30 protein-coding genes and 2 tRNA genes are annotated in these 26,400 nt (G+C 50.8%); 19 read left to right on the top strand and 13 right to left on the bottom strand.

Translation table 11 applies throughout. The features are described from left to right. The first annotated feature begins 9 nt into the window (after window positions 1–9). From CSQ88_RS10960 to CSQ88_RS22975, 10 genes are all read left to right on the top strand, one after another. Entirely contained in the window at window positions 10–315 is a 306-nt protein-coding gene (locus CSQ88_RS10960; protein WP_099398144.1) for a phage tail assembly protein, read from the top strand. An 8-nt stretch (window positions 316–323) separates the two neighbouring features. Next, window positions 324–446, top strand: coding sequence for a GpE family phage tail protein (locus tag CSQ88_RS10955; protein ID WP_099398143.1), 123 nt, complete (start codon window positions 324–326; stop codon window positions 444–446). Beyond that, window positions 443–1,156, top strand: a complete 714-nt coding sequence (locus tag CSQ88_RS10950; protein ID WP_099398142.1) for a site-specific DNA-methyltransferase — start codon at window positions 443–445, stop codon at window positions 1,154–1,156. Before CSQ88_RS10955 ends, CSQ88_RS10950 begins: the two co-directional genes overlap by 4 nt. After that, on the top strand, window positions 1,156–3,738 hold the full coding sequence (locus CSQ88_RS10945) for a phage tail tape measure protein (RefSeq protein ID WP_099398141.1): 2,583 nt from the start codon (window positions 1,156–1,158) through the stop codon (window positions 3,736–3,738). The genes CSQ88_RS10950 and CSQ88_RS10945 overlap by 1 nt, the downstream gene beginning before the upstream one ends. Further along, on the top strand, window positions 3,738–4,148 hold the full coding sequence (locus tag CSQ88_RS10940) for a phage tail protein (RefSeq protein ID WP_099398140.1): 411 nt from the start codon (window positions 3,738–3,740) through the stop codon (window positions 4,146–4,148). The genes CSQ88_RS10945 and CSQ88_RS10940 overlap by 1 nt, the downstream gene beginning before the upstream one ends. After that, the gene (locus tag CSQ88_RS10935; RefSeq protein ID WP_099398139.1) at window positions 4,145–5,200 is read left to right on the top strand and encodes a phage late control D family protein; all 1,056 of its coding nucleotides are present in this window, start codon (window positions 4,145–4,147) and stop codon (window positions 5,198–5,200) included. Before CSQ88_RS10940 ends, CSQ88_RS10935 begins: the two co-directional genes overlap by 4 nt. A 98-nt stretch (window positions 5,201–5,298) precedes the next feature. After that, window positions 5,299–5,643: a type II toxin-antitoxin system RelE/ParE family toxin gene (locus CSQ88_RS10930; RefSeq protein WP_099398138.1), complete on the top strand. Its 345-nt coding sequence runs from the start codon at window positions 5,299–5,301 to the stop codon at window positions 5,641–5,643. Then, the gene (locus CSQ88_RS10925) at window positions 5,640–5,975 is read left to right on the top strand and encodes a helix-turn-helix domain-containing protein (protein WP_099398137.1); all 336 of its coding nucleotides are present in this window, start codon (window positions 5,640–5,642) and stop codon (window positions 5,973–5,975) included. The genes CSQ88_RS10930 and CSQ88_RS10925 overlap by 4 nt, the downstream gene beginning before the upstream one ends. 127 nt (window positions 5,976–6,102) lie before the next feature. Continuing rightward, window positions 6,103–6,345 (top strand): type II toxin-antitoxin system Phd/YefM family antitoxin, encoded by a 243-nt coding sequence (locus CSQ88_RS10920; protein ID WP_099398136.1) that lies wholly within the window; start codon window positions 6,103–6,105, stop codon window positions 6,343–6,345. 316 nt (window positions 6,346–6,661) lie between these two features. Then, window positions 6,662–7,438, top strand: a complete 777-nt coding sequence (locus tag CSQ88_RS22975; RefSeq protein ID WP_099398135.1) for a polymorphic toxin-type HINT domain-containing protein — start codon at window positions 6,662–6,664, stop codon at window positions 7,436–7,438. Window positions 7,439–7,737: 299 nt separating this feature from the next. On the opposite strand, the gene CSQ88_RS10910 is transcribed toward CSQ88_RS22975, so the two are convergent. Next, window positions 7,738–7,992, bottom strand: coding sequence for a hypothetical protein (locus CSQ88_RS10910; protein ID WP_143449465.1), 255 nt, complete (start codon window positions 7,990–7,992; stop codon window positions 7,738–7,740). A gap of 99 nt (window positions 7,993–8,091) precedes the next feature. Then, entirely contained in the window at window positions 8,092–8,565 is a 474-nt protein-coding gene (locus tag CSQ88_RS10905) for a helix-turn-helix domain-containing protein (protein WP_099398133.1), read from the bottom strand. Window positions 8,566–8,651: 86 nt separating this feature from the next. Here CSQ88_RS10905 and CSQ88_RS10900 point away from each other — a divergent pair, with 86 nt between their 5' ends. The 6 genes from CSQ88_RS10900 to CSQ88_RS10875 all read left to right on the top strand — a co-directional run bounded on the left by CSQ88_RS10900 (window position 8,652) and on the right by CSQ88_RS10875 (window position 13,471). After that, on the top strand, window positions 8,652–8,888 hold the full coding sequence (locus CSQ88_RS10900; RefSeq protein WP_143449464.1) for a hypothetical protein: 237 nt from the start codon (window positions 8,652–8,654) through the stop codon (window positions 8,886–8,888). Between the two features lie 442 nt (window positions 8,889–9,330). Beyond that, window positions 9,331–9,789, top strand: coding sequence for a hypothetical protein (locus CSQ88_RS10890; RefSeq protein ID WP_099398130.1), 459 nt, complete (start codon window positions 9,331–9,333; stop codon window positions 9,787–9,789). Then, window positions 9,786–11,696 carry a replication endonuclease gene (locus tag CSQ88_RS10885; protein ID WP_099398129.1) on the top strand — a complete coding sequence of 637 codons (1,911 nt, stop codon included), beginning with the start codon at window positions 9,786–9,788 and terminating at the stop codon, window positions 11,694–11,696. Before CSQ88_RS10890 ends, CSQ88_RS10885 begins: the two co-directional genes overlap by 4 nt. Window positions 11,697–11,783: 87 nt before the next feature. Continuing rightward, window positions 11,784–12,023, top strand: a complete 240-nt coding sequence (locus tag CSQ88_RS22770; protein ID WP_143449463.1) for a hypothetical protein — start codon at window positions 11,784–11,786, stop codon at window positions 12,021–12,023. A gap of 12 nt (window positions 12,024–12,035) precedes the next feature. Beyond that, a complete protein-coding gene (locus tag CSQ88_RS23370) occupies window positions 12,036–12,437 on the top strand; it encodes a hypothetical protein (RefSeq protein ID WP_257212561.1) in 402 nt (133 codons plus the stop codon). Beyond that, window positions 12,320–13,471, top strand: a complete 1,152-nt coding sequence (locus tag CSQ88_RS10875) for a tyrosine-type recombinase/integrase (protein WP_257212565.1) — start codon at window positions 12,320–12,322, stop codon at window positions 13,469–13,471. Before CSQ88_RS23370 ends, CSQ88_RS10875 begins: the two co-directional genes overlap by 118 nt. A gap of 28 nt (window positions 13,472–13,499) precedes the next feature. Here CSQ88_RS10875 and CSQ88_RS10870 read toward each other — a convergent pair. The 9 genes from CSQ88_RS10870 to thrS form a co-directional block, all read right to left on the bottom strand. After that, window positions 13,500–13,576, bottom strand: a tRNA-Pro gene (locus tag CSQ88_RS10870). 38 nt (window positions 13,577–13,614) lie between these two features. Beyond that, window positions 13,615–13,980, bottom strand: a complete 366-nt coding sequence (locus CSQ88_RS10865) for a MerR family transcriptional regulator (protein WP_099398126.1) — start codon at window positions 13,978–13,980, stop codon at window positions 13,615–13,617. Beyond that, window positions 13,946–14,263: an integration host factor subunit alpha gene (locus CSQ88_RS10860; protein WP_046352592.1), complete on the bottom strand. Its 318-nt coding sequence runs from the start codon at window positions 14,261–14,263 to the stop codon at window positions 13,946–13,948. Before CSQ88_RS10860 ends, CSQ88_RS10865 begins: the two co-directional genes overlap by 35 nt. A 29-nt stretch (window positions 14,264–14,292) precedes the next feature. Next, window positions 14,293–16,647 (bottom strand): phenylalanine--tRNA ligase subunit beta, encoded by a 2,355-nt coding sequence (gene pheT, locus CSQ88_RS10855; RefSeq protein WP_099398125.1) that lies wholly within the window; start codon window positions 16,645–16,647, stop codon window positions 14,293–14,295. Between the two features lie 104 nt (window positions 16,648–16,751). Beyond that, on the bottom strand, window positions 16,752–17,738 hold the full coding sequence (gene pheS, locus CSQ88_RS10850) for a phenylalanine--tRNA ligase subunit alpha (RefSeq protein ID WP_099398124.1): 987 nt from the start codon (window positions 17,736–17,738) through the stop codon (window positions 16,752–16,754). Window positions 17,739–17,876: 138 nt separating this feature from the next. Then, window positions 17,877–18,236, bottom strand: coding sequence for a 50S ribosomal protein L20 (rplT, locus tag CSQ88_RS10845; RefSeq protein WP_099398123.1), 360 nt, complete (start codon window positions 18,234–18,236; stop codon window positions 17,877–17,879). 16 nt (window positions 18,237–18,252) lie between these two features. Beyond that, window positions 18,253–18,450 (bottom strand): 50S ribosomal protein L35, encoded by a 198-nt coding sequence (rpmI, locus tag CSQ88_RS10840; protein ID WP_099398122.1) that lies wholly within the window; start codon window positions 18,448–18,450, stop codon window positions 18,253–18,255. A 167-nt stretch (window positions 18,451–18,617) separates the two neighbouring features. Continuing rightward, window positions 18,618–19,163, bottom strand: a complete 546-nt coding sequence (gene infC, locus CSQ88_RS10835; protein ID WP_099398121.1) for a translation initiation factor IF-3 — start codon at window positions 19,161–19,163, stop codon at window positions 18,618–18,620. 30 nt (window positions 19,164–19,193) lie between these two features. Next, on the bottom strand, window positions 19,194–21,098 hold the full coding sequence (gene thrS / locus CSQ88_RS10830; RefSeq protein ID WP_099398120.1) for a threonine--tRNA ligase: 1,905 nt from the start codon (window positions 21,096–21,098) through the stop codon (window positions 19,194–19,196). Here thrS and CSQ88_RS10825 point away from each other — a divergent pair. Next, window positions 21,097–21,327, top strand: coding sequence for a hypothetical protein (locus CSQ88_RS10825; RefSeq protein ID WP_099398119.1), 231 nt, complete (start codon window positions 21,097–21,099; stop codon window positions 21,325–21,327). The genes thrS and CSQ88_RS10825 overlap by 2 nt on opposite strands. A 13-nt stretch (window positions 21,328–21,340) precedes the next feature. Here CSQ88_RS10825 and CSQ88_RS10820 read toward each other — a convergent pair. Further along, window positions 21,341–21,417, bottom strand: a tRNA-Val gene (locus CSQ88_RS10820). 507 nt (window positions 21,418–21,924) lie between these two features. Between CSQ88_RS10820 and CSQ88_RS10815 the strand changes: the two genes are divergently transcribed. Both CSQ88_RS10815 and CSQ88_RS10810 read left to right on the top strand, forming a co-directional pair. Beyond that, window positions 21,925–22,626 (top strand): NF038120 family PEP-CTERM protein, encoded by a 702-nt coding sequence (locus tag CSQ88_RS10815; protein WP_099398118.1) that lies wholly within the window; start codon window positions 21,925–21,927, stop codon window positions 22,624–22,626. Beyond that, a complete protein-coding gene (locus tag CSQ88_RS10810; RefSeq protein ID WP_099398117.1) occupies window positions 22,623–25,766 on the top strand; it encodes a S8 family peptidase in 3,144 nt (1,047 codons plus the stop codon). Before CSQ88_RS10815 ends, CSQ88_RS10810 begins: the two co-directional genes overlap by 4 nt. An 80-nt stretch (window positions 25,767–25,846) precedes the next feature. Here CSQ88_RS10810 and CSQ88_RS10805 read toward each other — a convergent pair whose 3' ends face one another. Further along, the gene (locus CSQ88_RS10805) at window positions 25,847–26,203 is read right to left on the bottom strand and encodes a hypothetical protein (protein ID WP_099398116.1); all 357 of its coding nucleotides are present in this window, start codon (window positions 26,201–26,203) and stop codon (window positions 25,847–25,849) included. Window positions 26,204–26,400: the final 197 nt, after the last annotated feature.

Below are 26,400 nucleotides of genomic sequence, written 5' to 3'. Positions count from 1 at the left end.
TAAACAAAAATGAATGTTCAAGAAAAAAACCCCAACACCGTCGAACTCGATACCCCCATCACACGCGGCGAGCAATCTATCAGCCGTATTACGCTCATCAAACCCAAAAGCGGCGCATTGCGCGGCGTGAAGCTGGGCGACTTGCTGCAGATGGATGTGGAAGCCATCACCAAGGTGTTGCCGCGTATTTCAGACCCTGCGCTCACCGAGCAGGATGTCCGCAATCTGGACCCTGCCGACCTGCTGCAATTGGCTGGGATTACCGCCGGTTTTTTATTGCAGAAGGACGCCAAAGCGGACTACCCGCAAGCGTAAATTCAGCCATGGCCGATATCGCCATGGTGTTTCACTGGCCCCCGGCGGCCATGGACGACATGACAATATCGGATCTGATGGAATGGCGCGAAGAAGCGCGCAAACGATACCACCCAGAAAACAATACATGAAAAATTTCCTCCACCAAGGCGACTGCCTGCCCTTCTTAGAATCCCTCCCCGCCGCCCGGGTCGATGCGCTGATCACTGATCCGCCTTATGCCTCGGGCGGCTTACATATCGGCGCTAAAAACCGCAGCACAACCGAGAAATACCAAAACAACGACACCGTCCGCAAATACCCTGAATTTACCGGCGATCACCGCGACCAGCGCGCCCACCTGCGCTGGATGACGCTGTGGTTGTCTGAATGCCTGCGCGTCATGAAAGACGGTGCGCCCATTTGCTTATTCTCCGACTGGCGACAATTGCCACTGACCACCGATGCCTTGCAGGTAGCGGGCTTTACCTGGCGCGGCATTGCGGTCTGGGATAAGGGCGAAGGCGTGCGGCCAGTGATGGGCCGATACCGCAATCAAGCCGAGTATGTGGTCTGGGGCAGTAAAGGTGATATGCCGCTGGCCCGCGATGTGGGCGTATTGCGTGGTGTGTATAAGGAAGTGGTCAAACAAAAAGACAAGTTCCATATCACCGGCAAACCTACCGACTTAATGCGCGATCTGATCAAGATCTGCCAGCCTGGCGGTTTAATTCTGGACCCTTTCGCCGGATCAGGCTCCACCCTGCTGGCGGCGGAATTGGAAGGCTACGACTGGCTGGGCTGTGAGTTAAGCGAGGAATACAAAAACATTGCCTTAGCACGATTGGCCCAGGAGCACTAATGAGCGCGGCGCGAAATTTACGATTAGAAGTGGTGCTCAAAGCAATTGATCAATTTACCGCGCCGTTCAGAGGGGTACTGAATCAAAGCCGGGCCGTATCAAGGCAAGTCAGCGAACTTAAAAACAAAATGAAAGCACTGGATAAAACCCAGGGCCAGATTGATTCGTTTAAAAAGCTGACCCGCGATACCGCCCAGACCTCGTTGCAAATGAAAGCAGCCCAGGAACGCGCCACGGCGCTGGGCAGAAGTCTCGCCGCCACGGCCCATCCGACCCGACAAATGAGCGCGGAATTTAACCGCGCTAAAAAAGAAGCGGCGGAACTGGCCGCCCGCCACACCCAGCTGGTCAACCGGCAACAAAGCCTGCGCACGTCCTTAAATGCGGCGGGTATTTCTACGCGCAATCTGTCCCAACATCAGCACGAGCTCAGGCAAAACGCCGCCAGCACAACCGCCGCACTGCAAAGAGAACAACAGCAACTGGAACGCTTAGGCCGACAGATGCAGCGCCAGCACGCCGCCCGGGCAACTTACGACCGAAGCATGAACGCCAGAAACAATCTGGCGGGAGCCGGTGCCGGTATGGCGGTTGCAGGCGGCGGTGCGCTGTATGCAGCTAGGCGGGTGATGGGGCCGGGCTTAGATTTTGATGCGGAAATGTCCAGCGTACAGGCGCTCACCCGGCTGGATAAAAACGGCCCGCAACTGGCCGCCTTACGCAAACAGGCGCGGGAATTAGGCGCGGCCACCAGCTTTACCGCCAATGAAGCCGCCCAGGGGCAAGGCTTTTTAGCCATGGCGGGCTTTGATCCGACTGCGATTCAAAAGGCCATGCCGGGTGTGCTCGATTTAGCCAGGGCCGGGCGGGTAGAACTGCCCGCCGCTGCCGATATGGCCTCTAATATTCTGACCGGCTTTAAGCTGAACGCGGATCAGATGGGCCGTGCGGGCGATGTACTGGTCGGCACGTTCACCCGCTCAAATGTGGATTTAAGCATGCTGGCCGAAACCATGAAATACGCTGCGCCGGTGGCTGCCGGCCTGGGCGTGGATCTGGAAACCGCCGCCGCCATGACCGGCAAGCTGGGCGACGCGGGGATTCAGGCCAGTATGGGCGGTACGGCTTTACGCGCCATTATGTCCAGGCTGTCCGCCCCGCCCAAAATGGCCGCAGACGCCATGAAAGAGCTGGGACTGCAGGCCAAAGATGCTAAGGGCAATCTGCGCGACCTGCCGACCATTCTGGCCGAGCTGGAAGCCAAAACCAAAAACATGGGCAACGCCCAGCGGGCCGGATACTTTAAGCATATAGCCGGGGAGGAAGCCTTCAGCGCCTTGCAAGTGCTGACCGCACAAGCCGGTAGCGGCAAGCTGCAAGAACTGATTGCCACCCTCAGACAATCCGCTGGTGAAGCCAGTAAAAACGCGGCGACCATGAGCGACAACGCGGCGGGTGATATCAAGACCCTGCAATCGGCATGGGAAGATATGGGCATTGAAATGTTTGAAGGCAGCAACAGCCCCCTGCGCGAGCTGCTGCAAAACATCACCGGCGTGATCCGCAAAACAGGCGAGTGGATGAAGGCCAACCCTGAGCTGGCCGCCACCCTGGTTAAAGTCAGCGTATCCGCTGCTGCGATTGTGGCGATTCTGGGCGGCTTAGCCCTGGCCGCAGCGGCACTGTTAGGCCCGTTTGCCATGATTCAATTTGCCCTGACCACGATGAATATTCAAATGGGTATTGGCTCAGTGTTAGCCAAAGCCGCCACATGGAGTTATGGCCTGTTGACCGGTGCTTTAAGCCTGGCTGGGAATGCCGCGCTGTTTATGGGCCGCGCCCTGCTGATGAATCCTATTGGCTTATTAGTCACGGGCATCGCCCTTGCTGCCCTGTTGATTTACAAATATTGGGAGCCGGTTAAGGCATTCTTTGGCGGTCTGTGGGAGCAGATCAAGGCCGCGTTTCATGGTGGCATTTCGGGTATCGGCGCATTAATCCTCAATTGGTCGCCACTGGGTTTGTTTTACAGCGCCTTTGCCAAGGTCTTTAGCTGGTTTGGTTTGGAACTCCCCGCCACCTTTACCGGCTATGGCCAGATGATGGTCGATGGCCTATGGCAAGGCATTGCCGGTAAGTGGGACTGGTTAAAAGGCAAGTTCTACGAGCTGGCCAAAATGCTGCCCGAGCCGGTACAAAAGGCGCTCGATATTCACTCGCCCTCCCGCGTGTTTGCCCAGATTGGGCGGCATACCGTGGCGGGTTTGGACAAAGGCTTAAGCGACAGCCAGCAAACGCCGCTCGATACCATCAGGAACATGGCCCGCAAAATGGCGACCGCTGCCGGTGGCCTGATCATTGGCGGCACCAGTTTAGGGGCCATGGCCGACATCCAACTGGATCAGCGCCCGCCCATGGCCGCCCGAACCAGCTACGGCCAAGCGCCATCGATCCAGATCACGATTAATGCGGCGCCAGGTATGAACGAACAAGCACTGGCGCAACTGGTCGCGCAAGAAATCGCCAGGGCCGACCGCCAGAAACAGGTGCGCAGCCGTTCACGCTTAGGAGACAGCGACTGATGATGATGGTCTTAGGCATGTTTGTATTTGAGCTGGCCAGCTCGCCTTACCAAACTTTAGAACAGTCAAAATCATGGCGGCACGCCAGCCAGACGCGGATCGGTATCGGCCCGGCCAATCAGTTTCTGGGGCCGGATGCGGAAACCATCGCACTGAGCGGCGTCTTGTATGAAGAACTGAACGCGGGCGAGGTGTCTTTGCTGGCGCTGGAAGAAATGGCCGATACGGGGGAAGCGTATTTTTTAATTGAAGGCACAGGCTGGATTTATGGCGAGTACGTGATTGAATCCATCAAAACCACCCGCAGCCTGTTTTACAAGAACGGCTCTGCCCGCAAGATTGAATTTAACTTAAACCTGAAGCGGATCACCTCCAACCCCCTCGAAAAAATCATGGGCCTGTTGCAATGAATGAAGGCCATCAATCCCCGCGCGTTAAAATCTTAGTTGGCAGCAAGGATATTTCTAAGCTGGTGAACGACAGGCTGGTATCGGTTAGCCTCACAGACAATCGCGGCTTTGAAGCGGACCAGCTGGATATCACGCTGGACGATAGCGACGGCCTGCTGGAGATTCCGCCACGCGGGGCCGTGGTCAGTGTGTCGCTGGGCTGGGCGGATAGTGGCTTAGTCGATAAGGGCCAATATACCGTCGATGAAGTCGAGCACAGCGGCGCACCGGATCAGCTCACCATCCGCGCCCGCAGTGCCGATTTACGCGCGGGCTTGTCAGTCAAGAAAGAACGCTCATGGCATCAAACCACCGTGGGCGCGATTGTGGAAACCATCGCCAGGCAAAACAAGATCCGGCACAAGATTGGGCCAGACTTAGCCGGGCAAGCCATCCGTCATATCGACCAGACCAGCGAAAGCGACGCCAGCTTTTTAAGCCGCATCGCTAAAATGTTTGACGCCATTGCCACGGTCAAAGACAGCAGCCTGCTGTTTATGAAAGCGGGCCAGGCCACCACGGCCAGTGGCCAGCCCCTAGGTAAAGTGCTGATTACGCGCCAGTCTGGCGATAGCCACCGCTTTGGCATTGCAGACCGGGGTGCATATAGCGGCGTGAAAGCGGCATGGCAAAACACCAAAACGGCCAAGAAAGAAACCACCACCGTAAAACGCAAACCCAGAAAAAAAGCAGGCCCCGGGCAAGGTGAAGTCATCCAGGGCGCAGACGATAACGTCAAAACTCTGCGCCACGTTTACGCCAGCAAAACCAATGCAGAGCGAGCCGCAAAAGCAGAATGGGAAAAACTGCAGCGCGGCGTGGCTCAGTTCTCAATCACCCTCGCCTATGGCCGCCCCGAACTCTTCCCCGAGCTGCCCGCCAGCGTGTCAGGCTTTAAGCCGATCATTGATCAGCAAGACTGGATCATCAGCCGCGCCACGCACAGCCTGACCGACAGCGGCTACACCACGGCTTTGGAGCTGGAAGTGAAGGCTAGTGAGGTGGACGGGTAAACAAAAACGGCGACCATCTGGCCGCCGTTTGGTGTTTCATTTTTTAATGCGAAGTTTTACGCTGGCGCAAACCAATAATAATGTATAGAATTTTATACATGCGAGATGATAAAGAAATAAGGTGGGTGGGATCATCATTTGATGACCTTATCCGCTTTCCAGAAAGCCCACGCAAAGAAGCAGGCTACCAACTTTCAAAAGTTCAGGCCGGTTTAGATCCAGATGATTGGAAGCCTTTTGATGATGTTGGCCGGGGAACAAAAGAGGTTCGGATTAAAGATGCAGCCGGTATCTTTCGCGTAATGTATGTGGCCAAGTTTGAAGAGGCCATTTATGTATTGCATTGCTTCCAAAAGAAAACTGAAGCTACTGCAAAAAAAGATAAGGACATTGCCGAAGCACGTTATCGGGCCATCGTTCAATCAAGGAAAACAGAGCCATGAATAATATTGACACCACAATCCAGCATATCACCCCGGCTGGTGGCAACTTGTTTGCTGAGCTTGGCTTTGCGCCGGAAGAAGCACAGCGCTATCACGCCGAATCACAAAAACAAATTAATACTACCTTAATGCTCAAAGAGCAGCTTATTGCAGAGCTAGGATCATGGATCGAAAGCAAACAGCTTAAGCAAGCTGAAGCGGCTGCAATACTCCATATTTCGCGGCCACGCGTTTCGGATGTAGTTAATAAAAAAACTAATAAGTTTACGATTGATACGCTGATTTCTTTGCTTGGCCGTGCAGATAAGCCAGTAACCATACATATTGGCTAGACCGCAGATCATCGGCCAAACTAACTAAGCCCCTTTTTATCAAGGGGCTTTTTTATTTTGGTTCGCTTGTACTTCGCCGGCTATTAAACTAGACCAACATAACTTAGTTTAAAAGTAAGAGGTGCTTGTGTTAACAATTAATATGCACGAAGCGAAAACCAACTTATCCGAGCTGGTCGATCAAGCCCAAATGACTGGGGGCTTTATTATTGCAAAAGCCGGAAAACCACTGGTAAAAGTCATACCCCTTGATGCACCGCCAACCATGCAAAGGCTAGGGTTTATGTCGGGGCCGTTTTTGGTGCCGGATGACTTCGACACGATGGCTGCAAAAGAAATTGAGCTTTTATTCAATGGGGCTGACGAGTGAAGTATTTGTTAGATACACATATCCTGCTGAAGCACGCGAAATATTGCGGAATCTTACTCAATTTATCCACCCGAACTCATCGAACGTCGCCAGCCCGCTTACCAATATCGCCATCATCAAACGAGAGTTAATGCTCGGTTGAAACGACTGGGTTAGACTGAGCGGCAGGCCGCTATCGGCCAGAAGCGGGCGTTTAGGATTGCTGATTTAGGCTAAGTTGAGCGTCGGTAAAAATCACCATTACGGACGCTCTCTATCGTAATTAAATTTTTTGAATGCCTTGGATATTTAAACCGTTGTCGATGGACTTAACCCGATGAAAAAAAACATTCCCTCCGAAATCTTCAAAACGTTCGGGTTAGCCGAAGACATCAAACTCCCATCACAAGTAAGAGGGTGCTTCCCTGCCGGTACCCGAGTTTGGACTGACCAAGGACCAAAACCGATTGAGCAGATTCAAATTGGTGATCTAGTACTTTCGCAACCGGAAACGGGAGGTGCGCAGCAATACAAACGTGTTGTGAAGACATTGGTTCATGATGACAAAACTTTACATAAAATTTACTATCGTCTTGGTGATGATACTCAATCTGAGTATGTGTTGTTTGCTACTGGTAACCATCCATTCTGGGTGGTTAAGGAAACAGTGAGCTGGGAAGAGCGTGACGATGGTAATGACGTAGAAGTTGTGACACATATGCCAATTGGTTGGGTGCAGGCTGCAGATTTAGAGCGCGGCTGGCATTTGGTGCAGTTGACGGATGGTACGCTGGCGCGCGTTATGTACAACTCGCCAGTTTATCGTACCCATCAGCCTGGGGTGGGTTGGGCACCTGAGCTGCAGGATAATTTCGAGCGCGGCTCATTGATGGACTTCAATAGCTATAATCCAATTGGGAACCAGATTCCGGGCGATTATGCGATTCGTTATTCGGATGATCCTTATCTTAAGCTGCGGGTCTATAACCTTGAAGTTGAAGATTATCATACCTACTATGTCGGCAAAGGAGTATGGGTACATAACGACAACTGTGTAGGTGTCAAACTGATGAATGGTGATGGCGTTTTGCCAATTCCGAGTGAAGTACCCTAGTTTGCTATACGTCAGAATTGAATGAAGCCATCCGTAAAGGCGAGGTGCAGCTGAAGGGTATTGTCGCATGGCTTGAATAGGACTCGGCAGGTAATGAGACTCCGCTAAGGCTGAGCTGTTGCCGTTCAGATTCATTACAGAGCGCCAGCTTTACTGAGGAAACCCGCCACTCACATTGTTGATGAATCAGTGGCCGCATTGGGTCGGAAGCTGCCGCACAGTGTTCTATGCTGAGCTTTCGCACCTCGGCCAAACGAACCAAGCCCCTTTTTATCGAGGGGCTTTTGTTTACCTGCTATTTATACAGCTGAACTCGCATTGATTGTCAGGACCAGAGGGCCATCCTTTTGCTCTGTCATGGCGGGCTTATCCTCTGAAGAATACCGTACAGGCAAATAGTCCCTGCCCGTCACCACACCCAGCGCAAAAGACAACAATATGCAGGCGGCTAAGAGTAATCGGGGAGAAGCAGCATAGTGAAAATGCTTGTGTTCAATCTTTATGTTTTTAAATGCCACCATACCCACTTCACCCAAGAATGATTGATCTTTCAATTTATTTAAACCATAAAAAAACCCGCAAAATTGCGGGTTTGATCGCTTCAACGGCAGCGCTTACGATTAAGCGGTGGCTATTTATTCATCACTTTATATTCAGAATTTAAAGGTTTGCTTACCTTTTACCTTCACATTGCCTTCAATGACCTGGCCTACCTTACCTGTGAACTTAGGATTTACATCTGGCGACTTCTCTGAGGTTGGCGCATCGGCGACAGGAACGACTTGAAGCATGGCCAGGATGCCAGCTTGCACCGGCTCAGGTGCAGCACGAAAAGCAGAAATTAATTTTTGTTCTGTGTCGGGCAAGTTCACAGAGCTGCGCTCACCCGTAACTATGTACTGAATATCTGCACCTAATAATGCAAGCAAAAAAAGTACCGAAGCAGGAGGGCTTACCTTCCCTTTTTCATACATATAAAGAGAGCTAATCGAGGCACCAAGCGCCTTCGATGCCTTTTCTTGAGATAAGCCAAGACGCTTTCTCTCTTCTTTAAATCGATCACTTATCGAGTGAATTCGATCTTCATCGTTTGACATTCGGTTGATTTCAACTGATAATGAATTCATAAATTCTGATAAGTCGCTTAGTGACACTCTAAATAACCTTAATGGTAACTTAAACAATGATAGAAAACGAGGCAGGTGATCAGACAATGCCCAGAGCGCCGCGCGGCCTGCTCAGCCGCCGGGGTATCAATTTACGATTAACAACCATTGAGCACCCCGTTGTGGGTTCAATCGCAAAACAAGAATCAAGGTCTGTTGCTTCAATGTGCCGGTTGCTGATCTTAGAAGGCTTGGCTTTTCGCGGAATTGAAATCCCTGAAGAAGAGCTTAAAGACATAGAAGACATTGCACTTACCGAGACAGAACAAGCAGCTGCCGCTTAATGCGTTGTTAAGTTTCGTAGAGAAATATAAGCGTTTTACCCGACGAATGGTAGTCGTTTGTGGCTCTGCCTTTTGCTTTTGTAATTTTTGTTCGCTCTGGAGTAATCATCATGGCCGTAGAGATTCATTGCCCTTACTGCAATTCTAAAACGCATACGCGAACCAGCGTCCGGATTACGCCCACAGCCACTACCGCCCAAATTGGCTGCCGGTGTTGTGGCGCCAGGCTAAAAGTAGGTTTCCAAATCACAGAGGCCAGGGTCGCCAAGTACAGCGAAGATCATGAAGTCTTTAAATGGACTGACTTTCCCCCTGCTAACGATCCAAAATTTAAAGAACAGCAACTCTCCCTCGCGCTTTAACCCGAAGTAATCCCCCTTTTATCTAAGCCTTCCCGCGCCTGTTTAACAGCCGCAGGGGCTTTGTCACGTCTGGATAAAACATGGCCGCTCTCGCAAAGCAGTTACAAGCAAGGATTGATCTGCCTGCCAACACTTCAGAGCCTAAGCGCTGTGTGGCAACAAAGATCAATGTGGATGCGCGAAGCCGGGTTTTAGCCATGGTCAGAAACGCTCCGGCCATGCCTTTGCCAGAAGTAAAACAAGAGCGCCCTGCTTTTATCTATGCGGATGACGGCGAAGAAGTCCTCGCCACACTGAAACCACAGCGCAAACCTTTGCCGGTATTAAACCAGGCAGAAAACCAAGAGCTGGCCGATTTATTGGCCTGGGCACAAAAAGCCGACGCGGCCATCCATGCCCGCATGGCCCGCCTGAATCAATTTGATCTGCCCCGTGAATCCGCCAAGCTGAAACAGATACGCGGCTTGCTGGGTAGCGTCATCGCAGAAGGCGAAACCACGCTGCAAAACGCTTGGTATGCCAGGGCGACCGCGCAATGAATCCCAAATTCAATTTACAAGCATGGCTGGAAACCGCCACGGATAGCGAGTGCCGCGCCAAGGCCAAAGAATTTGCCGTCCGTTGCTCAAACATTGAAGCGCCGCTGGAGCTGCTGGAAATGGTGGTGGCTCGCGGCTGGATTGTGTTACCCGAGCACGGCGTAAAGCATCTTGATTACAAAAAAATGAAACCGTCCCAGCGCCGTTATGTGCTGGAGCTGGCCGCCCGGATCAAGTCAGATAAATGGTGGAGCAAGCGCTTGCGTACGCTCGCCATCCGCGCCGCCGAAGCCCGCGCTTATTCCTATGGTATTGGCATGGGTAAAGATCAGGCTTATGTCAGTCCGTGGAATTTAGAACGGATGGTGATCCGCGCCCAGCAAAGCGCGGTGGCCATGGCCGAAGCGGTGGCGATTTCGCCCGATGGTGAAGTGGTCGATATGGCCGATGTACTGGCAGGCAGCATGGCCAACGGCAAGAACAAGCGCACCGAGTTAATTGTCCGCATGAAGGGCATGGCCGAACGGGCGCAAGAAATGGGCTACCGCGCTTACGCCATCACGCTGACGGCGCCAGGTTGCTACCACCGCTGCACCAGCGTTGGTGAAAAGCCGCACTTAAAGCTAATCCTCAATAAAAAATGGAATGGCTACAGCCAGCAACAAACCGCCAGCTATTTGACCCAATGCTGGGCGCAATGCCGTACCCAATTTAGCAAAGCCGAAATTGATTTTATGGGGCTGCGCACCTTAGAGCCACACAAAGACGGCACCCCGCACTGGCACTTAATCTTTTTTGTGAAACCGCAGCACGCCAGCGAAGCCCTGAAGATCATCCGCGATAAATATCTGCAAGCTGAACCTAATGAAAAAAACGCCCAAAAAGTCCGCGTGAAGATCGACGCCATCAAGCCCCGCAAAGGCCAGGATATGGTTTACGCCGCCGTGGCCTATGCCATCGCCTATATCGCTAAAAATATCGACGGCTACAAAGTAGACGGCGATACCGAAGCGGGCATGAGCGCCATCAGCGGCGCACAGCGCGCCACGGTTTGGGCACGTATTTTAGGCCGTCGTCAGTTTCAGATGTTTGGCACCGCGCCGGTGACGCCTTACCGCGAATCCCGCCGCGTGCGCAAAGACGCCGAAACATTATTAGAGCAGCTGATTGCGCTGGATAAAGAGCCGGCCATTGCGGAAGCCGCCAGGGGATTAATCGACGGCAATCTGCAGCCCTGTATTACCGAAGCCATGAAGGCCATGAGATCAGGCCGCGCCGATGTACTGGCCCCGCTCACTGCTTTACGTGACTTACATCTGGATGGCCAGATCGTTTGCCCTACCCGTATTTTAGGCAGCGCATGGGATGCCGCCGACAAGGGCGACTTCAGAGCCTATATGGTCGCCATGGAAAACGACCCGCTGGAGCTGGTGAAACGTGAACAAATCAACGGCTATGGCGAAGTGGTTGCGGTGATTTGCGGTGTTAAGAGCCAGCGCGGCCAGGTGCTCACCCATAAGGAAGGCTGGAAGGTGCAATGGGGTGCCAAAGGCAAAGCCCGGCTGGGTAAAACTTGCCAGGCGCAAAAAGGCCCATTTAAGGGCGCATCGCATATTGAATACAGCCCGCACGAAGTGGCCGAAATGAAGCGCGCCCAAAAGCAGAAACAAGAAGCCGTGTTTTTAGGGGTGGCTTTTGCCGCTGAAGCGAAGCGCAAGCGTAGGGAGAGGGCGAAGCCTTCGACCCTAGGTCATGTGGCATTAACTGTTTCCTGCACTTTGGATCAGGCACTTAATGATAAAGGCATAAGAAAAGAGAAAGCCCCGCCGGATCTGAGTGAACGGGCAAGAATCAACGCTCAGAAGTACGGTGCTCAGGCTTATCTGGACGCAAAAAATCAAATTTAAAGCACGACCAAGGCACTGCTACGCCTGCCGCATCCAGCCCGACGTATGCAGCTGAATCATTCATCGATCTAAACAGGAATCTGAACCATGAGCGACAAGATAGACCAAGCCAGCGACGTATCCGAGCTAATGCGCTGCAACGCCATCGCAGCCCACTACGTCAATGCAAAGCTAAGCAAAGATACAACCCCTCAGCCCAGCGGGGAATGCCGCTGGTGCAGCGCGGTCGCCGCCAATGATGCGGTGTTCTGCTGCGAGGAGTGCGCGAAAGACTGGCAAGGGCATAACGCCACCAAACAAAAAGCCCGGCGCATCGCAGGCCGATAAAAGGACACAGAGATGCAAATCCTCCCAAGACTTATTCGTAAAAGCGATGCCCCTGCCTATCTGGGCATGAATAAAAACGAATTTACTAAGACAGTCGAGCCTAATGTTGTGGCCGTTCCTATCGGCATTCAAGGCGTCGCATTTGACCGGCTCGACCTGGATGAGTGGGTAACGCAATACAAACAAGACGTCGGCTTTCAGCGTATCAATGGCTGCCGAGTACCAGCAGCCAATATTCCCAAAACCGGCCCCGTAGAAAGACAACATAAAGAGGTATCAACATGGCAAGAAAGAATATCACCGGTCTTACGCTCCGGGCAGGTGCCTGGCACATCGACAAACAAATTAAGGGGTACGGACGACTTTGCGAAAGCACTGGCACTGGCGACAGGGAAGAAGCAGAAAGCTACTTAATCCACCGGCTGGAGGCAATCCGTAATGCCACGGTCTATGGCATACGGCCAGAGCGGATCTGGCGGGAAGCCGCAACGAAATACTTGCGGGATAATTTGGAGCAGCCTTCTATTAAATTAACTGCCCTGATTTTTTCTCAGCTGGATCCATTTATTGGTAATTGCCCATTAAATAAATTACACGACGGTACATTAGCCGCATTTATTGAGGCCCGTCTATTACAGGGGGTTAGCCATCGCACCATCAATATGGCCTTAGAGAAAGTGATCCGGGTATTAAATCTGGCCTCTCGCAGTTGGCGCGATGAGCACGGGATGACGTGGCTTGATTCACCGCCAATGATTGCCAAGCTAAATGAAAAAGAAACCGCCCGCGAGCCCTACCCTCTTAATTTTGATGAACAGCGATATTTAATGATGGAGCTGCCAGAGCATTTAAAGAGAATGGCAATGTTTAAGGTAAATGTTGGAGTACGGGAACAAGAGGTCTGCAAATTGCGCTGGGAATGGGAAGTAAAAATCCCGGAATTAAATACCAGCGTATTTGTAGTGCCTTGGAATTTTGGCGGAAGAGATGGCGCACGCGGTGTTAAAAATGGAGATGACCGCGTAATTATTTTAAATGCCGCAGCGAAACAGGTCATAAACAACCAGCGCGGAATTGATGAGGAATGGGTATTCCCATATGAAGGCCGGTGCCTTGCCAGAATGAATGATCACGCCTGGCGCAAAGCAAGGAACAGAGCGGCTGAACGAATGGCAGAAGAAACAAAGCAGCCATTTTGTGAAGGGCTGGCCAATGTAAGAGTGCACGATTTAAAGCACACCTTTGGCCGACGCTTAAGGGCTGCGGGTGTAAGCCATGAAGACCGGCAGGTGTTGCTTGGCCATACTAATGGCAACGTCACGACACACTACTCCGCCGCTGAACTGAGCCAGTTAATAGATGCCGCAAACAAAGTGACAGAAGACCTGTCCCGCAAAACTCCCGCACTTACCTTAATCAGAAGCACAAAAAGAAAAAAGGCCACTTAGAAAGTGGCCTTTAATCAAGTACTTAAGTTGGTCGGAATGAGAGGATTCGAACCTCCGACCCCTTGCACCCCATGCAAGTGCGCTACCGGGCTGCGCCACATTCCGAACTCAGGGCGTATTATACCTTACGTCCGCTTGCCTGACTAGTCATCCAACCAAGCAAGTAGTGCTTCTAATTCATGACGCAGTTCTGTCACTGTTGCGCCCTCTTCCACGCCATCAGCATCTCCTCGAAGTGCTGACAACTGGTTACGGGCGCCGCTGATAGTAAAGCCTTGCTCGTAAAGTAAAGAGCGGATCCTGCGCACCAGCAGCACTTCATGGTGCTGATAGTAGCGTCGGTTTCCGCGCCGCTTTACCGGCTTTAATTGCGTGAATTCCTGCTCCCAGTAACGCAGCACATGCGGCTTTACACCACAAAGCTCACTGACCTCACCAATGGTGAAGTAGCGTTTCACGGGGATTGAAGGCAGATCACTGGTCGGTATGACGAGGCTGGTGCTTTGCATAGTGACTTTCGACCATTCCCTTCAGCTTTTGACTGGCGTGGAAAGTAACCACGCGCCGGGCGGAGATTGGGATTTCTTCGCCTGTTTTAGGATTACGCCCAGGACGTTGTGGCTTGTCTCTGAGCTGAAAATTGCCAAAACCGGAGAGTTTTACCGAATCGCCCTCAGAAAGGGACGTGCGGATTTCCTCAAAGAAGGCTTCGACCATGTCTTTGGCTTCACGCTTATTTAAACCAACCTTGTCGAACAACATATCGGCTAAGTCAGCTTTAGTAAGCGTCATCATTGTAGTGGGGGTATACTGCATTAGCATTAGACTCTCAGCGTCGCACCGCTTGCTTCGGCAGCACGGATCATATCCGCGACTACAGCGTCGACTTCCTCATCAGTAAGAGTTTTGTGAGTATCTTGCATTAACATCTTGAAAGCAAGGCTTTTTTTACCTTCTGGAACACCTTTTCCACGGTAGACATCAAACACTTCTGATGCTATAAGGAGCGGGTTTTTCAGCTTGGCGAATGCGGCTTGCAGTGTTGCCACAGACAAGCTTTCATCTGCCAGTAAGGCAAGGTCACGGCGAACAACTTGTAGCTTGGATACTGGCTTAGCTGTAAGCGTTTCAACACTTACAAGCGCTTCCACATCCAACTCAAACAAGATGGGCGCTGTGCCTAAATCGTACGATTGCACCCATTTAGGATGCAGCTCGCCAATCACTCCAACCACGACACCATTTAGTAATACTTCGGCAGCGCGGCCAGGATGCAGGGCTGGATGTTCGCTTCGGCGGAAGTCTGCTTTACGCGGAGCAAGCAGTGCTTCTACATCAGCTTTTACATCATAAAAATCAACATATTGCTTGGCTATGCCCCATTGCTCGGCGCTGCGGTGACCCCAAGCTAAGCCAGCGATTTTCTCTGGCTGAGCATCGGCAGTAGTGCCATTAAATACACGGGCAAGCTCAAACAGGCGCACGCGTTCTTGCTTACGCTTTTGATTGCCTTGAAGCGCAGAGATTAGGCCACCAAACAGGCTGGAACGCATCACGCTCATCTGGCTGGCGATAGGGTTAAGCAATTTCACCGGGCTGGTATTGCCCGCAAAATCGGCTTCCCACTTTTCTTCAACAAAGGCGTAGCTGATGGCTTCGAAATAGTCGCGAGCCACCATAATTGATTTCAGTGCGGCCTTTTCACGACGGTCCCCAAGCTGCGGCAGCATCATCTGACGCGATGCTGAAGGTGCAACAGGAATATTGTCGTAGCCAAACAGGCGGGCAATTTCTTCGATCAGATCTTCTTCGATTTCGATATCAAACCGGAAAGAAGGAGGCGTTACAGTAATCACATCGCCAGCAAGCGATGTTGGCAGAGCCAGACGAGCCAGCAAGGCAAGGATTTCATCTGCGGATAGCTGAATGCCCAAAACTTTAGCCACGCGCGATACACGCAAGGCCACAGCCGGGCGAGCTGGCAGCTCAGCCTTTGCTTCTGTAACCGGGCCAGCTTCACCGCCGCAGATATCCAGAATCAGCTGTGTAGCGCGCTCAAGTGCATTCACCACATTGGCAAAGTCGATACCGCGTTCAAAACGATGCGAGCTGTCTGAGCTGAAACCCACGCGACGAGAGCGGCCTGCGATCGTGCCTGGCGCAAAGAAGGCGGACTCTAAAAAGATATTTTGTGTGCCAGCCACTACAGACGATGCTAAACCACCCATAATACCTGCCAGCGCTAAGGGCTGAGCAGCATCGGCAATCACCAGCATATCGGCGTCTAGCATCAACTCTTTTTCATTCAGCAGCGTAATTTTTTCGCCCTGCTGAGCAAAGCGTGCCTGAATACCACCTTGCAGCTTATCAGCGTCAAAGGCGTGCATTGGCTGACCAAGCTCCAGCAAGACGTAGTTTGTTACGTCAACAATCGCCGAGACAGTACGTAAACCTGAACGCTCTAAGCGTTGCTTCATCCAATCTGGAGTCACAGCTGCTTGATTTACATTTTTAATTACACGCCCTGCGTAACGAGGGCACGCTGCTCCCGCATTGAGTGATACGGCAATCACATCGTCACATGCTGGAACGACTGCTTTAATTTCAACCGGATGAAGCACGGCATCCGTTAAAGCAGCCACTTCACGCGCAATGCCTTTAATCGACAGGCAATCAGTGCGGTTTGGAGTGAGCTTTAAAGTCAGTAAGCGATCATCAAGCTGCAAGTATTCGCGAATCGGCATGCCAACAGGCGCGTCGCTTGGCAAAATCATCAGGCCGTCAACATCGCTTGGCATGCCTAATTCATCGCCGGAACAAAGCATACCGAAGGATTCAACGCCACGAACCTTGGCTTTTTTGATATTAAAATCGCCAGGCAAAGCGGCACCCACGCGGGCGCAAGGCACTTTAATGCCCGGGGCCACATTCGGTGCGCCGCACACGATTTGCAATGGCTCAGCCTCACCTACATTTACGCTGCAAACATTCAGTTTGTCGGCGTTTTCATGCTTGGTAACAGACAACACCTCTGCCACAAACACTTGAGTAAACTCAGGGGCAGCAGGGTCATTTTCTTCTACTTCCAAACCGGCCATTGTTAATAAATGGGCCAGCTGCTCAGAATTTAGTGCCGGGTTTACCCAGCTACGCAACCATTGTTCAGAAAATTTCATCACTCGCACCTACAGATGCGCGGACGGTACAACATCCGCTGTAGAAAGCCAGCCAGAACAGCTCTCTTTAAAGAACTGCTTTAGCTGAGCCACTTTTCAACTAATTACTTGAACTGTTCGAGGAAGGAAATATCGTTCTCGAAGAAGAGGCGTAAATCGTTTACGCCGTAATACAGCATCGCGAAACGATCCAAGCCAATACCAAAGGCAAAGCCGGTGAATTTTTCGCTATCGATGCCTACATTCTTCAGCACATTGGGGTGCACCATGCCGCAACCGCCCACTTCCATCCAGCCCTTAGACCACTTTACATCGATCTCAGCCGAAGGCTCGGTAAAGGGGAAGAAAGAGGGGCGAAAGCGCACTTCCAGATCATCACGTTCAAAGAACTGACGCAGAAAGCTGACAATCACGCTTTTTAAATCGGCAAAGGAGACATCCTGATCCACCCACAAGCCTTCCATCTGATGGAACATTGGCGAATGTGTGGCATCAGAATCAACACGGTAAACCCGGCCCGGCGCGATAATTTTAATCGGCGGCTCGTGGCTTTCCATGTAACGCGCTTGAATCGGTGAAGTATGCGTACGCAACACTTCGCCACCTTCTACATAAAAGGTATCTTGCATACCGCGGGCAGGATGATCTGGCGGCAGATTCAAGGCTTCAAAATTGTAAAAATCTGTTTCGATTTCGGGGCCATCGGCCACTGCGAAACCCATAGAGTGAAACAATGCTTCGATGCGCTCACGCACCTTAGTCACCGGATGCAAACCACCTGCAGCAAGGCCACGGCCTGGCAGAGTGATATCCAGCGCTTCAGCCGCCAGCTGCTTTGCTAATTTTTCATTAGCAATGGCTTCACGACGGGCATTGAGTGATGCTTCAAAAGCTTGCTTAGCCTGATTAACAATTGCACCAAAAGATTTTTTTTCTTCGGGCGGCAAGGTGGCTAACTGTTTTAAGAGCGCAGAAATCTCGCCCTGCTTGCCAATAAATTGCGCCTTGGCATTTTCAAGTTCGTTCGGGTCATTGGTTGCATTTAATGCAGCCAGGCCTTTTTCCAGAATCGCTTGTACGTTATCAACCATGATCTTGCGGCAATCTCAGGCAAATTGTTTTGCTTTAGCTGACATACCAATAAAGAAAATCAGCAAAGCACCCCCTTGGATAAACCAAGGGAATAAAAAAGGGAGGCCAGAAGCCTCCCCCTCTTGTCGACCAGCCGATTAGGCGGCTAGTTTCGCCTTAGCAACTTCAACAAACTGAGCAAAAGCTGGTTTGTCAAAGATAGCCATATCAGCGAGAACCTTACGGTCAACTTCAATACCAGCTTTCTTCAGACCGTTCATGAAACGGCTGTAGGCCAGACCGCACTCACGGGAAGCAGCGTTGATACGCGCAATCCATAGGCGACGGAACTGACGCTTCTTCTGACGACGGTCACGGTAAGCGTATTGACCTGCCTTCATGACAGCCTGTTTGGCTACACGATAGACATTTTTACGACGACCACGGTAGCCTTTGGCCAGAGCGAGGATCTTTTTATGACGGGCACGAGCTGTAACACCACGTTTAACGCGAGGCATGAGTCTTTTCCTTTAGTTATGCGTAGGGCAACATTGCACGGACAGAAGGCATGTTCGACGCATCGACCATACTTGTACCGCGCAGCTGGCGCTTAGTCTTAGTGGTTTTCTTGGTCAAGATGTGACGCTTGAAAGCGTGACTACGCTTAACGCCACCACCACCGAGAACCTTGAAGCGCTTTTTAGCGCTGCTCTTGGTCTTCATCTTAGGCATGATGAACTCCTACTACTGAGTTAGATAGGGCGACAGGCGCCATAGCGGTTGCCCGCTCTGCACTTAATACCTGCCACCACGCTTTTATTACGGCTGCTGGCTGGTTTTAAACAAACAACCAGCCTTACCAGGCGCAGCCGCTAGCCCGGTCGTTTTACAAAGGGAAATTAAGCGGCTTTCTTCTTAGGAGCCAGCATCATCACCATTTGACGCCCTTCCAGACGCGGATATTGCTCAACCACAACCAAATCGCCAAGATCAGCTTCAACACGTTTCAGCTGAGCCATACCGATTTCTTGGTGAGCCATTTCGCGGCCACGGAAACGCAAAGTAATCTTTGCTTTATCGCCATCGGCGAGGAAGCGGGTCAGATTACGCAGTTTGATCTGGTAATCGTTCTCGTCCGTACCCGGGCGGAACTTGATTTCCTTGACCTGGACCTGCTTCTGGTTCTGCTTGGCGGCGTGTTTCTTTTTCGCGTCCTGATACTTAAATTTGCCGTAATCCATAATGCGGCAAACAGGCGGCTGAGCTGTTGGTGCGATTTCCACCAGATCAACATTGGCCTCTTCGGCCAGAGCCAAAGCCTCGGAAAGGCTGACGATACCAAGCTGCTCGCCATCCACACCCTGCAAACGTAACTCACGGGCGGTGATTTCACCGTTAATCCGTGGTTCTTTATCCTGAGAAGCTATTGTGATTCTCCAAGTCATTCAAAATCAAAACCGCGCTACAGCCCGCGATTAAACTTTAGGCATTTCCGATTTCAGACGCTCAACAAGCGCCTCAATCGTTAACTGCCCCAAGTCTTCACCAGTGCGGCTCCGCACGGCCACTAGGCCTGCCTCTTTCTCTTTATCGCCCACAATGAGCTGATAAGGAAGACGCTGCAGACTATGCTCGCGGATTTTATAGGTAATCTTCTCATTTCTCAAGTCCGCCTGAGCCCTAAAGCCTAAGGACTTGAGTTTTTCACACACTTCTACGGCATATTCACGCTGTGCATCTGAAATATTCAAGACCACAAGCTGCGTTGGTGCAAGCCAGACAGGGAATGCACCCGCGTGATTTTCGATCAGGATACCAATAAAACGCTCCATCGAGCCCAATACCGCGCGATGCAGCATTAAAGGACGATGTTTTGCATTATCTTCACCGACATACTCAGCGCCTAAACGCTCCGGCAAATTCGGATCAATCTGCAAAGTACCACATTGCCACACACGACCGAGGCAATCTTTTAAAGAAAATTCAATTTTCGGGCCATAAAATGCGCCTTCGCCTGGCTGATACTCAAAGGCAAGGCCCTTGGAATTTAGCGCAGCGGCAAGTGAAGCCTCGGCATGATCCCAGCTTTCTTCTGTTCCAACACGTTTTTCCGGACGAGTGGAGAGCTTAACCAAAATTTCATTAAAGCCGAAATCTGCATAGACTTCTTGCAGCAAATCAATAAATGCCGCAGCTTCAGCCTGAACCTGATCTTCCGTACAGAAAATATGCGCATCATCTTGTACAAAGCCACGTACGCGCATAATGCCGTGCAAGGAGCCTGATGGCTCGTTGCGGTGGCAAGAGCCAAACTCAGAGAAGCGCAGTGGTAAATCGCGATAGGAGCGCAAGCCCTGATTAAAGACCTGGATATGCCCTGGGCAATTCATAGGCTTCACGGCATAATCACGCTTTTCTGATTCAGTGGTAAACATCCCGTCATGGTAGTTTTCCCAGTGACCCGATTTTTCCCACAGACTGCGATCCATAACCATTGGCGTGCGAATTTCCTGATAGCCATGCTGATCAAGCTTTTTGCGCATATATTGCTCGATGGATTGCCACAGTGCCCAGCCCTTAGGGTGCCAGAACACCATACCCGGCGCTTCTTCCTGCATGTGGAATAAATCAAGCTGCTTGCCAATTTTACGGTGATCGCGCTTTTCGGATTCTTCAAGCATATGTAAGTACTGCTCAAGCTCATCTTTCTTTGCCCAAGCGGTGCCGTAAATACGGGTTAGCATTTCATTTTTGCTATCGCCGCGCCAGTAAGCACCGGCAACCTTCATGAGTTTAAATACTTTCAACTTGCCTGTAGATGGCACATGAGGGCCGCGACAAAGGTCGGTAAAGTCCCCTTCACGATATAAGCTTAAAACTTGATCAGCAGGAATTGACTCGATGATTTCGGCCTTATAGGCCTCACCAATCGATTTAAAGTAAGCAACGGCCTCATTCCGCGACAGCTCATAACGCTCAACAGGGATATCTTTCTTCGCCAACTCGACCATTTTCTTTTCAATGGCGACCAAGTCCTCTGGCGTAAACGGGCGTTTGTAAGCAAAATCGTAGTAAAAACCGTTTTCGATCACAGGGCCAATCGTCGCTTGTGCATCAGGAAATAGGGTTTTAACTGCATAAGCCATTAAGTGAGCAGCAGAGTGACGGATAACCTCTAAGCCTTCCGCATCCTTTTCGGTAATAATCGCCAATTGAATATCACGATCAATGAGATAGCTGGTATCGACCAACTGCCCATCAACCTTACCCGCCAATGCGGCACGAGCAAGGCCCGCACCGATACTGGCTGCTACATCGCCCACGGTAAGCGGGGCGTCGAATTGTCGTTCAGAGCCGTCTGGCAGGGTCACGATAGGCATGTTTTATCCTGTGCTGCGCGTTTTAGATAAGGTTAGAAGGCTTTCAAAAAGAAAACAAACAGTAACAGATGCTGTAAAAAATGAACGAAAAAAAAGTGCGGCTTACGCCGCACTTTTTATAAATCAAGCCCCGCGCACACGCCGCCAGAGTTACTCGGTGGTGGTGCTTACTTGGTTCATGGGGCTTAACTCCGTGAAGTACGGTTATGATTTTTCTTGCTTATCATAACCGATAATTTTTTTGGTAGGGTTGGTGAGATTCGAACTCACGACCTCTTGGATGTCGACCAAACGCTCTAACCAACTGAGCTACAACCCTAGCGCTTTAACTGACTTGATACTGAACAACAAGATCAGAGAGACAGCATTCTAAAGGAGATTTTCCTCCGACACAAGCCAGAAATAAAAAAAACTCCACCCCTAAAACTAAAAAACCCAATAAAAAAAACTAACCATTTGAATTAAAAGTCATTTATTTAAATCCATCAGGAAAACAAGGTCTTCAGCCGCAACAAATCAGCATTTGCCAACCCTCGATATCCATTTAAGAAACGAAAGAAAAATCATCAAAAAATGCTGTTTTCTCAATACTGCTACATAACAGATACAAATAAATGATTTATGACAGTGAATTATAGACGGCCTGGCATATTTTGTTATTATTCACACGCCAACTTCATAAATATGAAAGGCAATCAGTTCGTCAACTAATAAGTCACATAAAAAATAATCAGGCAAAAGAGTCAGATTCATTCAGTAAAGGCACTTTATGCCTGAGCCTTGAGCACACCCGTTGTTCATTCAAATCCAAGACACAGGGAGTTATATGAAGCAATCACTCAAGATGGCACTGCTGACGGCAGCCATTGGTTTTTCCATGCCTGCTGCACAGGCTTCGATTATTAACTTTGACTCATTGAAAGGCGAGATTTATGAAGGGGGAGACAATGTACAGGCAGATCCCTCTTTTAAATTATCTGTGCTGGGCGAAGGCATGGCGGGCGCAATTGCCTCCGCCGACACTTGCGCCATTATTGATTGCCCGGGCGGCAACGATACGCCTTACTACCTTGGCTTAAACGATGGTGGCTTGCGTATCTCCAACGATACTGGCTTCACACTAAGCAGCTTTTCAAGCAGCTTTACATCCCCTCTTCTGGCAAATATCCCTTTCAGCGTGGCTAATTTAATTGTTCTGGGCAAGGGCATCGGTGGCGAAAGCTTTATTGATCGCTTTACTTTGCCGGGGCAAAACTCGAACGGGCAATGGTCTTTCAGCGATTTCCAATACACAACAAATAACCGTGTTTTTACAGAAATCAGTTTTGCTGCGTGCCTGACAACTGAGGCAGGTGCATGCGTTGCGTTTGGCAATAACCAGGCGCAATTTGCTATCGACAATATAAATGTTGCCGCCGTACCGGAGCCTGCTGAATGGCTGCTGATGGCATTGGGTCTGGCAAGCATCACCATGATGATGCGTCGTAAAAGCAAAGCTCAAAACAACTCTGCAGGGATTGCATCATGATGAAACGCAGCATTATTAATCTGGCCATTACCGCATTACTGACTGCTGGTGCTGCCGGCTTTGCATCTGCAGATGAGGCCCGCCTGCCATATATTATTCAGCTGGCTGATCAGCCAGCCGCTTCTTATACCGGTGCAATCAGTGGCTTAAAAGCAACAAAACCAGTTAGTGGTCAGTTACTGGATGTCAATGCTTATGATGTTCAGGCTTACATCAACTATATCGAACGCAAGCAAAATAACGTGATTGCCAGCATTGGCAATGCACCTGTCGTGCATAACTACCAGGTTGTATTTAATGGCTTCTCAGCCATGCTGACGGATGCTGAAGTACGAAAACTCAAAAATAACACTGATGTTGTTGCCATTACACTGGATGTGCCACGGACCATCCAAACCAATTACACACCTAAATTTTTAGGGCTGGATAAACCAGGTGTTGGCCTTTGGTCACAATTAAATGGGGCGGCCAGCGCCGGTGAAAACATTGTTATTGGTGTGATTGATACAGGTGTATGGCCTGAAGATCCTTCTTTTGCTGATCGCGTTAATGCAAATGGCGAAGCAACACATGATGCAGCCGGCACTCAAGTCTATGGTGCGCCTCCTGCAGCATGGAAAGGCTCTTGCGAAAATGGCGAAGGGTTTTCCAATGCAAATTGTAATAACAAGCTGATTGGTGCCAAAAAATTCAGGGCTCAGTACGATACGCTGGTTGCCAGCGGGGCAAAAGTACCGCACTGGAGCGACTACAACTCCCCGCGCGACAGCGATAGCCATGGCTCACATACTGCATCTACGGCCGGTGGCAATGGCAAAGTAGCAGCGGCTATTGGTGGCGCGTCCATTGGTTATATCTCAGGCATTGCGCCCAGAGCCCGCCTTGCAACTTACAAAGTATGCTGGACATCCAATGACCCTGTTGTTGCTGCAGGCAAAAACAATTGCTACGGCGGTGACAGCATCAAAGCCATTGAAGCAGCAGTTAGCGATGGGGTAAATGTGCTGAATTACTCCATCAGCGGCGGTGAGCAGCTCAATGATCCGGTTGACCTTGCCTTTCTGGCAGCAACCAATGCTGGGGTTTTTGTTGCTGCATCAGCAGGTAACAGTGGCCCGGCGAATATGGTGGCGCATATTGGCCCATGGCTGACCACTGTTGCAGCATCCACTCATGACCGGGTACAGGAAAGCACAGTCACCCTTGGCAGCCGTTCCATTAAGGGTGGGTCAGTGAACCCTGCTCCGCTCTCAGGCAATCTGATTGTGGCCAAAAATGCGGGTATTTCAAACTATGAAAGCCTTTCACCAGCCAGCAAAACGGCGCTGGATCGTTGCTATGGCGATGCAGATGGCGTGCCAGCAGATGCAAAACTTGATACGGCCAAAGTAGCCGGAAAAATTGTGCTGTGCGATCGCGGCTCATCTGCTTTGCTCAATAAAAGTGCAGCAGTAAAAGAAGCAGGCGGTGCAGGCATGCTGCTGACCAATGTTGCTGGCGGTGCGGCAACGATTACCGCGTTCTCGCATGTGATTCCAACGGTCCATATCAGTGCTGCAGATGGCGTGGCTGCAAAAGCTTACGCAGCAGCAGCGGGTAATACTGCTCAGGCTTTATTCAGCGCATCGGTAACGACCTCGGCCGGCAATGCCCCTGTGATGGCTGATTTTTCATCACGCGGGCCAAACCGTGCAGATGCCAACGTACTCAAACCAGATTTAACCGCGCCTGGCGTGGATATTCTGGCCGCTTCACGGCCTGAGCTGACTGAAGCTCAGCGTAACCAGGTTGCAAATGGTGCAGCGGCCCCTGCTGAATGGCAATCCATGCAAGGCACATCGATGTCCAGCCCGCATGTGGCAGGGCTTGGTGCGCTGCTGCATCAGCTGCACCCCACATGGTCGCCAGCGGCGATTAAATCAGCCCTCATGACCAGTGCTTATTCAACACTGAACGACGGTCAGCCGGGCTTACAAAACGGTTTACTGCCATGGGCACAGGGCGCAGGCCATGTTAACCCGAATACGGCGGCAGACCCGGGCCTGGTTTACGATGTAAGCCCGCTGGATTACGACCGCTATCTGTGCGGACAAAATCAGCTGAGCCCAAGCAAATGCAGCTTAATCGGCAGCATTCAGCCTTATAACTTAAACGTGCCATCGCTGACTGCAGCGAACGTGCTGGGCAGATTTACATTCAACCGCACAGTAACGAATGTCAGTGACCGCGTAGCAACGTATACGGCTCAAGCGTCAATCAGTGGCTTTGATACCGTTGTATCACCATCCACTCTGAGCTTAAATCCGGGCGAAAGTAAGTCATTCGCCGTTACTTTAAGCCGTACCACCGCACCAAAGAGTGTTTACCAATACGGCTCGCTCGTCTGGTCTGATGGCACTCATACCGTGCGCTCACCCTTAACAGCCAGAGCCAGCCTGCTTGCCGCGCCTTTGCAATTAAACAGCGAAGAGTCCACAGGCAATAAAGTGGTAACGATTGCAACTGGCAGCGATGGAAAACTCACATTAGTGAAGGGGGGCTTGAAAGAAGCGACGCTGAACAAAGCAACTGTTGCAACGGATTCCGCAGCAAAAGATGGTGTACGTGAATGCACAGCAGGAACAAGTACTGCAGGCGTGATCGTTCATTCATTTAGTGTACCTGCCGGTAATCTGGCAACACGCTTTGCACTTTACAACGCTGATACCACACACGGTGGCGAAGATGACCTCGATTTACTGGTGATGAACGCTGCGGGTGTAAAAGTGGGCAGCAGCGGAACTGATGGTTCTAACGAAAGTGTTCAGCTCTTTAACCTGCCTGCAGGCAATTACAAAGCGTGCGTTGTGGGTTATGCAGTCAAAGGCGGCACCACAGATTACACATTATCCAGCTGGATTGTGAACGCTGGTGATACAGGTGGCTCGTTTAAAGCGCTCGCTCCAGGTAAAATCTATGTAGGCGGTACCGCTTCTGTAGGCTTTAGCTGGAAAGATCTGCCAACAGGTAAACGCTACCTTGCTAATGTGTCTTACCTGATTGACGGGGCAGCACAAAGCAATACATCACTACTTGTTGAAACCAATGATCCTGTCCCAAGCGCTACTTCAACTTCGCGCGCGGTCAGTGCTGGTATTTAATTAAGCAGCATGTGATCTTTAATGCAAAACGGCGAGCCAGTTTGGTTCGCCGTTTTTTATGCCTAAAAATCAAACAGACCCTAGTTCATCACACCCGCACTCTGTAAAACACACTGCTTTTGCCTGCATACTGCGCCTGGGTCTGCCACAAACTGACATACAGATAACTCACCGCTTTTTTTAATCTCTGACACCCTTTGCTGACTATATTGCCTGGCAAGCAAAGCTATTTTTTCCCCTTGCCCTTCTGCAACAGACCATGGCAGATACAGCTCAGGGCCACCGCAAGACTTTGCCCCCACGGCCACGGTGCGGCACTGCGTATCTTTCACGCACCGGGCACTGCCAATTTCTGCCCTTAAACTAAGCAGAGTCTCATCTGCAAAAGAAGAAGAAACACTCAGGCAAAAAAGCAAAGCAGACAATTTAATAATCATTGTGGCTCCATTATCGGGCAGCAAAACACATGCATACGCTTATCATTAAACACAAAAAAGCCCAAACAATGTGAACTGCACCCCAAAAGTTGGACACCCGTCCATATTTTTGGGGTGTTTTTATGTCCAAGTACTCAACGCAATTCAAGCTCTCTGTCGTTCAGCAATATTTAACTGGCGAAGCGGGTATCAAAACG

Source organism: Iodobacter sp. BJB302, assembly GCF_002735645.1.
Taxonomy (GTDB): domain Bacteria; phylum Pseudomonadota; class Gammaproteobacteria; order Burkholderiales; family Chitinibacteraceae; genus Iodobacter.
Note: the sequence above shows the minus strand (reverse complement) of the source record. Positions and strands in the feature narration are given on the sequence as shown.